Origin of the sequence: Rummeliibacillus pycnus, assembly GCF_050459865.1 — a bacterium.
Classification (GTDB): Bacteria; Bacillota; Bacilli; order Bacillales_A; family Planococcaceae; genus Rummeliibacillus; species Rummeliibacillus pycnus_B.
The window spans coordinates 1-8,369 of sequence record NZ_JBCMNM010000028.1 but is presented as its reverse complement, the minus strand read 5'-3'; the positions used below and the strand labels follow the sequence as shown (position 1 = coordinate 8,369).

Annotated in this window: 10 protein-coding genes; 6 read left to right on the top strand and 4 right to left on the bottom strand. The window is 33.9% G+C overall.

Annotation, left to right across the window (positions count from 1 at the left end):
• Positions 1-107: 107 nt before the first annotated feature.
• Positions 108-734: a nitroreductase family protein gene (locus tag ABE048_RS07785; protein WP_430310381.1), complete on the bottom strand. Its 627-nt coding sequence runs from the start codon at positions 732-734 to the stop codon at positions 108-110.
• Between the two features lie 215 nt (positions 735-949).
• On the opposite strand from ABE048_RS07785, the gene ABE048_RS07780 reads away from it, so the two are divergent.
• Both ABE048_RS07780 and ABE048_RS07775 read left to right on the top strand, forming a co-directional pair.
• Positions 950-1,261, top strand: coding sequence for a hypothetical protein (locus ABE048_RS07780; protein WP_430310380.1), 312 nt, complete (start codon positions 950-952; stop codon positions 1,259-1,261).
• A 178-nt stretch (positions 1,262-1,439) separates the two neighbouring features.
• Complete coding sequence (locus tag ABE048_RS07775; RefSeq protein ID WP_430310379.1) at positions 1,440-1,619, top strand: transmembrane Fragile-X-F protein; 180 nt, start codon at positions 1,440-1,442, stop codon at positions 1,617-1,619.
• Between the two features lie 205 nt (positions 1,620-1,824).
• Here the strand turns inward: ABE048_RS07775 and prli42 are convergent, their stop codons facing one another.
• Positions 1,825-1,920 carry a stressosome-associated protein Prli42 gene (gene prli42 / locus ABE048_RS07770; RefSeq protein WP_430310377.1) on the bottom strand — a complete coding sequence of 32 codons (96 nt, stop codon included), beginning with the start codon at positions 1,918-1,920 and terminating at the stop codon, positions 1,825-1,827.
• 126 nt (positions 1,921-2,046) lie between these two features.
• On the opposite strand from prli42, the gene mce reads away from it, so the two are divergent.
• From mce to ABE048_RS07750, 4 genes are all read left to right on the top strand, one after another.
• Positions 2,047-2,457: a methylmalonyl-CoA epimerase gene (gene mce, locus ABE048_RS07765; RefSeq protein WP_430310376.1), complete on the top strand. Its 411-nt coding sequence runs from the start codon at positions 2,047-2,049 to the stop codon at positions 2,455-2,457.
• 7 nt (positions 2,458-2,464) lie between these two features.
• The gene (locus tag ABE048_RS07760; protein ID WP_430310375.1) at positions 2,465-4,021 is read left to right on the top strand and encodes an acyl-CoA carboxylase subunit beta; all 1,557 of its coding nucleotides are present in this window, start codon (positions 2,465-2,467) and stop codon (positions 4,019-4,021) included.
• Positions 4,022-4,335: 314 nt separating this feature from the next.
• Positions 4,336-5,457, top strand: coding sequence for a M20/M25/M40 family metallo-hydrolase (locus ABE048_RS07755; RefSeq protein ID WP_430310374.1), 1,122 nt, complete (start codon positions 4,336-4,338; stop codon positions 5,455-5,457).
• Positions 5,458-5,484: 27 nt separating this feature from the next.
• The gene (locus tag ABE048_RS07750) at positions 5,485-5,970 is read left to right on the top strand and encodes a chemotaxis protein CheW (RefSeq protein WP_430310373.1); all 486 of its coding nucleotides are present in this window, start codon (positions 5,485-5,487) and stop codon (positions 5,968-5,970) included.
• 144 nt (positions 5,971-6,114) lie between these two features.
• On the opposite strand, the gene ABE048_RS07745 is transcribed toward ABE048_RS07750, so the two are convergent.
• Both ABE048_RS07745 and ABE048_RS07740 read right to left on the bottom strand, forming a co-directional pair.
• Complete coding sequence (locus ABE048_RS07745) at positions 6,115-7,290, bottom strand: YbfB/YjiJ family MFS transporter (protein WP_430310372.1); 1,176 nt, start codon at positions 7,288-7,290, stop codon at positions 6,115-6,117.
• Positions 7,291-7,606: 316 nt separating this feature from the next.
• Complete coding sequence (locus tag ABE048_RS07740; protein WP_430310371.1) at positions 7,607-8,182, bottom strand: GNAT family N-acetyltransferase; 576 nt, start codon at positions 8,180-8,182, stop codon at positions 7,607-7,609.
• Positions 8,183-8,369: the final 187 nt, after the last annotated feature.

Below are 8,369 nucleotides of genomic sequence, written 5' to 3'. Positions count from 1 at the left end.
CCCGCGGAAAGCGCCATCTGTAGCGGAACACAAATCTGATATAGAAAAGTTAATGTATTGAAATGCTCGTATTAAAAAACGAAAATGGGTTAATAAAATTGATTCGATTAAATAAATTTCGCAATTTTTTCAAATGGTAATCGTGAAGAACCATGTGCTGGGACTGCTGCTTTTCCAATCGCAATAAGTAAAATTGGTTTTATATGATCAGGTAATTCAAATTTTTTAGCAAATGCATTTTTATCGAATCCACCCATTGGAACTGTATCGTATCCCATGTCTTTCGCTAATAGCATAATTTGCATAGAAATTAAGCCAGCATCAAAAGTTGCGATATTTGTTAATACTTCTTCTGGAAGATTTGAATATAGATTTAATGAGTTTTCAATCATCATATTTTTTGTGGCTTCATCCATATAGCCTTGTTCAAAGTTTTGATTATTAACTTCTTCGACATTTTTATACATTTCGATATCACCTAAAACAGCAATGATCGCTGAAGAAGTTTCTACTTGTTCTTGATTAAATGCAATTGTGCGCAATTCTTTTTTGATGGCTTCATCTTGAATTACAAGAAAACGCCAAGGTTGTAGATTACTAGATGAAGGAGCAGATGTAGCTTCCATTAATAATTCTTCTAACTGTGATTGAGGAATTTTAAATTGCGGGTCGTATTTACGAACAGATTTACGTTCGTGCATAACTTTATTTAAAGTACTTTTAGTAATTGTCATTTGTATTACCTCTCCTTATTAATTCATGTTGAGATTCTACTATACGACAAAAAAAATTTAAATCCAAGTAAATTGCTTGTACTAATATACTTTTGGAAGATTAATAGATAATCAATTAAGTAATTATTTTTTTATTGATCTTCTAGCGAATAAATAGTCTATCAACTAAATACTCTAATAGTAGATATTTATTCATTGTGATAGGAGGGATGTTCATGGTATATGTAAATAGAATGACAAAAGACGCTGCAACATTATTTATTGAGGAGCTTGAATCAAAAATTCAACACTTTGCTGAAGATGCTATTCAATCGCTTGATAAGCAAAGAAATTTAGCACAAAGAAGGCAGATACTAATCAATGCATATGGGAAAACTAGTAGTGGAATGACACAACTAATTATTACTAATATGATAAACGAAATCGATCAAGAACTTGCTCACCTAGAAGAAAATGCTCGTTATTGTAATAATCAAAAGGGCTACTATACAGAAATTTTAAGAGTAGTAAAAGAGTCAGTGGAATAATTAAAACTAATAAAATAGTGCATATTTCAAGCATCTCTAAAGGGGGTGCTTTTATTTATGTAAAAATGACAGGATTGCATAAAACAAAGCGAATCATATAAATAGAAAATTAATTAGTTGGAAATCCTGATAGAAGAGGAGCAATAATTAGCATTTTTTTATAGAAAGGAGAATGGCATTGGGTTTTGCTGAATCTCTAACAATAATCTTAATCATTTTAAAATTAGTAGGTATTATCTCTTGGTCTTGGTGGTTTGTGTTGTTACCAGAAATATTTGCAGTTTGTGTATATATTATCGTGTGGATCGTATGGTTATTTTATTCGGTTAAGCAAAATAAGCAAGAAAGAAAATTGTAAATGAAATATTTTGAATGACATCGTTTGAGGAAAATATAATTAAGCTATCTTTCCTTCAAAAAAAGCAAAAAAAAACATCTCCAAAAATTGATACACTGAAAGATGTTTTTAATACACAAATAGTAAATATATTAACTTTTACTAGATATAATATAACAATATGTGTAACAGCAGACTCAATAGTAGCTACATGAGTCTGTTTTTTTTATTTAATCATTGCTAGGCCAAATGTTAACATAGACATTACCATAATTAAGGCCATTAATATTACGACAATTTTCTGTATCTTCTTATTACTCATTTCTCGTTCTCTCCTTTTTTTCCTTAAAAATATTTTATCAGATATTAATTATTTAACAAGTACTAGAGTTTTCAGAAAAATTTATGTACAATTGTGTTATACAACAAAGAAGGAGTTGGGGGATGCATGGAGAATGTAGATCATATCGGTATTGCGGTCAATGATTTAGATGAGCGCGTTACATATTATACAAATGTATTAGGAATGAAACTTATCAATGTTGAAGAAGTAGAGTCAGAGCAGGTTCGAGTTGCGTTTATCGATGCAGGAAATACACACATTGAACTCTTAGAACCACTCACAAAAGAAAGCGCTATCTATAAATATTTGGAAAAACGCGGTGAGGGGATTCATCATATAGCGTTAGCTGTTACTGGTATAGAACAAGAAATGGCGAAAATGCGAGCAGAAGGTGCTCGTCTATTATCTGAGCAACCAAAAATTGGCGCAGGTGGAGCTAAAGTGGTTTTCATACATCCTAAATCATCTTATGGTGTGCTTTACGAATTAGTAGACAGAAGTCAAGTAAAGGGGTAATTAGCATATGGATATGTACGATAAAATCAATGAATTATATGATAGAAAACGTGAAATCGAACTTGGTGGCGGTGAAGCACGAATCGACAAACAGCATGAAAAAGGTAAGTTGACAGCTCGCGAACGTATCGAATTATTACTTGATGAAGGAACATTCGTAGAGATTAATCCTTTTGTAAAACACCGCACAGTGGACTTTGGTATGGCGAAAAAAGAGGGCCCTGGAGATGGTGTTGTAACGGGTTATGGTAAAGTGAATGGCCGACCAGTTTATCTATTCTCACAAGATTTCACAGTTTTCGGTGGTGCTCTAGGGGAAATGCATGCTAAGAAAATTGCGAATGTTATGGATTTAGCTGCGAAAAACGGTGCGCCATTTATCGGTATTAACGATTCAGGCGGTGCGCGTATCCAAGAAGGTGTATTATCACTAGATGGATATGGTCACATTTTCTATAGAAACTCCATTTATTCTGGTGTAATTCCACAAATCTCAGTGATCATGGGACCTTGTGCAGGGGGTGCTGTATATTCTCCAGCAATCACTGATTTCATCTTAATGGTTGATAAGACATCTCAAATGTTTATCACGGGACCAAAAGTTATCGAAACAGTAACAGGTGAACAAATTTCATCTGAAGGTTTAGGCGGTGCGAAAGTCCATAACTCTGTAAGCGGTAATGCACATTTCCGTGCAGAAGATGAAGAAACAGCAATTGAACAAATCAAACAATTACTTAGCTACTTACCACAAAATAACACGGAAAAAGCACCAATTGTTGAAGTAGAAAAAGATCCTGAAGATGACAATTATCGTTCAGAATTACTTGATCTTGTTCCAGTTGACCAAACAAAAGCTTACGACGTTCGTAAAGTGATTGAACACATTGTAGATGCTGATTCATTTATGGAAGTTCAAAAAGAATTTGCGAAAAATATTGTCGTTGGTTTCGCTCGTATCGATGGTGAATCAGTTGGTCTTGTATGTAACCAACCAAAAGTACTTGCAGGTGGCCTAGATATCAATTCATCTGATAAACTAGCACGTTTTGTCCGTACATGTGACTCGTTCAATGTACCAATCATTACATTTGAAGACGTTTCTGGTTTCTTCCCAGGCGTAAAGCAAGAGCATGGTGGAATCATTCGTCACGGCGCGAAAATCCTATTTGCTTATTCAGAAGCAACTGTTCCAAAAATCACAGTTATTCTTCGAAAAGCATATGGTGGTGCATACGTTGCACTTAACTCAAAATCAATTGGTGCAGACATGGTTTATGCATGGCCAAATGCTGAAATCGCAGTTATGGGTGCATCAGGCGCAGCGAACATCATCCACGCAGGTGAAATCGCAAAATCTGAAGATCCAGAAGCTACTCGTGCGCAAAAAATTGAAGAATACAAAGATAAATTCGCGAACCCATACGTTGCAGCATCTCACGGCTTAGTAGATGATGTCATCGATCCACGCGAAACTCGTATTAAACTAATGCAATCACTAGAAATGCTTCGTACGAAGAAAGAATCTAGACCATATAAAAAACACGGTAATATTCCGTTGTAATATTTTAAATAAAAATTGTCTCATTGATAGGTCATTTTTTAATCAAACATATTTGAATCACTAATTACAATGACTATATTAAGCAAGGGTATCTTAAAAGTGTTTATTAGACTCTTTTAAGATACCCATTTTTTAATAGAGGATTTGTTATAGTATATTGTTGATTTAATTCATAGCGAACTCACAAACAATCTCTCCATTATCCATCATATGTAAAATAAAATATCATAGGATAAGTTATTTTTATGAATTTGTGATAAAATTGACTGGGAATAAGGTAGTATAGATACCACAAATAAAAGGAGTTTTGCGTGATGACAAGTCGTATCGTTGAAGAATTTCTAGAATTAGTACAAATCGATTCAGAAACATACCATGAAGAAAAAATTTCACCAGTATTAGTTAGTAAATTAGAAGCATTAGGATTCGACGTGTATGAAGATGATGCTGCTAGTCGTAACGGACATGCGTCAGGTAACTTAATTGCTACATTAAAAGGTACATTATCTGATGTACAACCAATTTACTTTACATCACATATGGATACTGTAGTTCCTGGTGTTGGTATCAAACCAATCATCAAAGAAGATGGCTATATCTATTCAGATGGCACAACAATTCTTGGCGCAGATGATAAAGCTGGAATTGCAGGATTATTAGAATTGGCAAAACGTCTTAAAGAAGAAAAAATTGCACATGGTGATATCCAATATGTTATCACTGCAGGCGAAGAATCAGGTCTTGAGGGAGCAAAAGAATTAGATCACGAAAAAGTGTACGCAAAATATGGTTTTGCAGTTGACTCTGACGGTAAAGTTGGAGAAATCGTTACAGCAGCACCTTTCCAAACAAAAATATTTACTACATTAAAAGGTAAAACAGCACATGCAGGTGTTGAACCGGAAAAAGGTATTTCTGCAATTACAATTGCTGCAAAAGCGGTTGCTAAAATGAAATTAGGCCGTATCGATTCAGAGACTACTGCAAATATTGGTCGTTTTGAAGGCGGTAAAGCAACAAATATCGTATGTGACGAAGCAACAGTTTTAGCAGAATGCCGTTCATTAAATGAAGTAAAACTAGTGGAACAAGAAAAACACATGAAGGAAGCTTTCGAATCAGCTGCAAAAGAATTGGGTGGTTCAGCAGAAGTTGAAGTAAAACGTATGTATCCAGGATTCAAATTTGGTCCTGAAGACTTAGTCGTTAAAGTGGCCCAAGAAGCAGTTAAAAATATCGGTCGCGAACCAAAACTTATGCAATCAGGTGGCGGTAGTGATGCAAACGTAATCGCTGGTTATGGTATTCCTACTGTAAATTTAGCTATAGGTTATGAACATATTCATACAACTGATGAACGAATTCCAGTTGAAGAATTAGAAAAACTAGCTGATCTTTTAGTGGAAATTGTAAAATGTGCAGCTAATGTGAAATAACCCATCCTACAAAAAGAGAGTGAGTTAATGCCGAGTATGAAAGTTGTCATTTTTCGATGTGGTGAAGAGGAATATGCTATTCCAGTTGAAAGAGTAGTATCAATTGAGAAGGTTGAAAGAATTAATCGAATTCCTCATTTACCTGATTATGTATTAGGTTTAACACGAATTCGGAGCGAACTTATACCGATTCTAGATTTTGAGCAAATTCTATATCACCATCCTGCAAATTCATCTGAAGCTAAAATGATTGTAGTACAAGTTGATGATTTTATCTTTGGATTAGTAGTTTTAGAAGCGAAAGAAATCTTAGATATTGAAGAAGACCAACTAAAGCAAGTGGGCCTTGTAAATTATGCGAAGACACAATACTTTAGTGCAGTTGCAAATTTAGAAAATCGTATGATTACATTAGTGTCTCCTGATGTATTAGTCGATACATTAGATGGAATTAAAGAAATCAAAGCATATTTGAAATCTCTTACTGAAGAAGAATTGCAAGAAATAATGTAATTTAAAAAGAGGCAGAAGCTTATTGCTTCTGCCTCTCTGTAGGCAAACCCTAAAGTTTGCCTATATTTTTTTTACAAAAATTATAGAAAAAAGAACGTTTATTTCCCGGGACGGGAGCCGAGCCGCTACCTTTACAAAATAAATTTATGCAGTTGATGTATTTGCATTTAATTTTACCTGTGAATATCTTCTTCCAAATAGTAGCAAACATAAAGCGAAGGTAATAACACTGCCAGCAAAAATGAGAGCACTATTATATCCACCAAAATATGTAGCAAGTTTTCCAGCAATAATCGGGCCAATTATTTGCCCAATAGCATAGTAAGAGGTGAGCGTTGAAACAACACTTGCACTTTTAGTCGGATAAAGTTCTCTACAATATGATGTAGTCAAAACGACAATCCCCACGAACGTAATGCCAAATAGAAGAGCAGAGCCCATAACTCCAAAAATTGTAGGTGAAAGAATAGGTAAGAATATGCCAATAATCTGTAGTATATAAGCTGAAGCTAATATAATAATAGGTTTATATTTTGCCATTAATATGCTCCAGATTGGTGCTGAAGGAATTGCACCAATCCCTACAATTACCCAACTATAACTAGCGTAATTCTGTAAACTTGGCATTTCATGAATCATATCTACCAAAAATGTACCAGTGATAATATAACCTAGTCCTTCAAATCCATAAGCAATCGTAATCCAAGGCATAAAACCAGTCCAGAATTTTTGTGATGGTCCTTTTATTTTTTCAATCGATGGATTCTCTAATTTTTTCCACAAAAAGTGATTAGTTAGAACAAAAACAGTAGACAAAATACTTAGGCCAATAAAATCGCCTTGCCATGAAAAGTATTTTTGGAAATAAGGCACTAAAATTCCTGATAAAGCAATGCCAATACCAATACCACTAAAAACATAGCCAGACCATTTTGAAAGAGAATTACGAGCCAAGTAATCTAATAACATACTGGAAGTTAAAACAAAAATTAATCCACCAGTAATACCGTTAATTAATCGTAAAAATAGCCATAGATAAAAGTTGTTTACAATCCCCATACCCAATATCGACAGAACACAAATCCAAGCATTTATGTGGAGCCCTTTTTTCTGATTTCTTACGATAAAACCTGCCCATAGAGCTCCTATAAAATAGCCAATGTAATTTGCAGAAGCTAACCATCCACCTTTTTCAACAGATAATCCCTCTGCTTCACGCATAAACGGTAAAATCGGTGTCAGCGAAAAACGGCCAATTCCCATTGCGACCACTAAAAATAAAATAGCTCCAACAACGATCCGTGCATGGTGACGATTCATTAAAACACCCCCATTAAGTAGAAAAAAATGACATGAACGATAAATATAGTATAACTTAAATGGTGGTCAATCTGGTATATATTGGATTGAAATTGTTTGAAAACTAAATTTATTTTTCACTATTTAACTTTATTGTATAATTTCTTAAATTTATAAGCTTATTCTAAAATAACTTGAATTAGCTCCTACATTCTCTTTTTCTTAACTAATATTAAAATACTTTTTTCTTCTAAAAGATTATTCTTCTAGAATATTTCCGTAATAATGCACACCAAGTATATGAACATGAAATTAAAAAAATTGTAATTTAACTGTTTTATTTAGAGTAAAAAGATTTGTTGATGGATGAATTGGAATCGTTATGCCATTCATCAGCAAGTATGCCATAAACAGCATGGTCCACATAATGGTCATAAAGCCATTCATTACTTCGAAGAGTACCTTCTTGCGTATATTTTAGACGTTCAGGGATACTTCTACTTTTTTTATTTTCTACTGCAGCGCGTATTTCTACTTTATTCATGAATAGTTGTTTAAAAGCAAAGTCGGTTAACGCATGGACTGCTCTTGTCATAATGCCGTTTCCTTGGTATTCGCTTCCTAACCAATAGCCAATAGTAGCTACTCGATTTGTGCGATCAATATTATTAAAACCTGTAATTCCAACAACCTCTCCATTCCAAACAATAGACAAGTTTAATAATGTGCCATCTTTTTCACCTTTCTGACTAAAAGCAATATAGTTTATAGTATCTTCATTTGTCTTTGTGCCATCAACCCATGGAAGCCATTCTCTTAAATATTCTCGATCAGAGTCAGTTAATGAAAATAATGCGTTTGCATCTTCAGGATTAACAGGACGTAATAAGAGATCATCAGAAATTTTTATCATAGTATCTACCGCCTTTCGAAATATTCTTATTATTGTAATGGATAATACTGTAAAATAGCAATAGGTTTTAGGAATTTCCTTCGTGCGATGTTAATTCGTTGAGTTTCATTCATAGCCCAACAGGAACGTAGTAAGGTACTGAAAAAGTGTTTAAATACAAATATTATTAGTATTAATCTGTTTTCTG

Coding starts and splice junctions, on each gene's coding strand:
- ABE048_RS07780 (WP_430310380.1), top strand. CDS start 950: ATGGTATATGTAAATAGAATGACAAAAGACGCTGCAACATTATTTATT.
- ABE048_RS07785 (WP_430310381.1), bottom strand. CDS start 734: ATGACAATTACTAAAAGTACTTTAAATAAAGTTATGCACGAACGTAAA.
- ABE048_RS07745 (WP_430310372.1), bottom strand. CDS start 7,290: ATGAATCGTCACCATGCACGGATCGTTGTTGGAGCTATTTTATTTTTA.
- ABE048_RS07755 (WP_430310374.1), top strand. CDS start 4,336: ATGACAAGTCGTATCGTTGAAGAATTTCTAGAATTAGTACAAATCGAT.
- mce (WP_430310376.1), top strand. CDS start 2,047: ATGGAGAATGTAGATCATATCGGTATTGCGGTCAATGATTTAGATGAG.
- ABE048_RS07760 (WP_430310375.1), top strand. CDS start 2,465: ATGGATATGTACGATAAAATCAATGAATTATATGATAGAAAACGTGAA.
- ABE048_RS07750 (WP_430310373.1), top strand. CDS start 5,485: ATGCCGAGTATGAAAGTTGTCATTTTTCGATGTGGTGAAGAGGAATAT.
- ABE048_RS07740 (WP_430310371.1), bottom strand. CDS start 8,182: ATGATAAAAATTTCTGATGATCTCTTATTACGTCCTGTTAATCCTGAA.
- prli42 (WP_430310377.1), bottom strand. CDS start 1,920: ATGAGTAATAAGAAGATACAGAAAATTGTCGTAATATTAATGGCCTTA.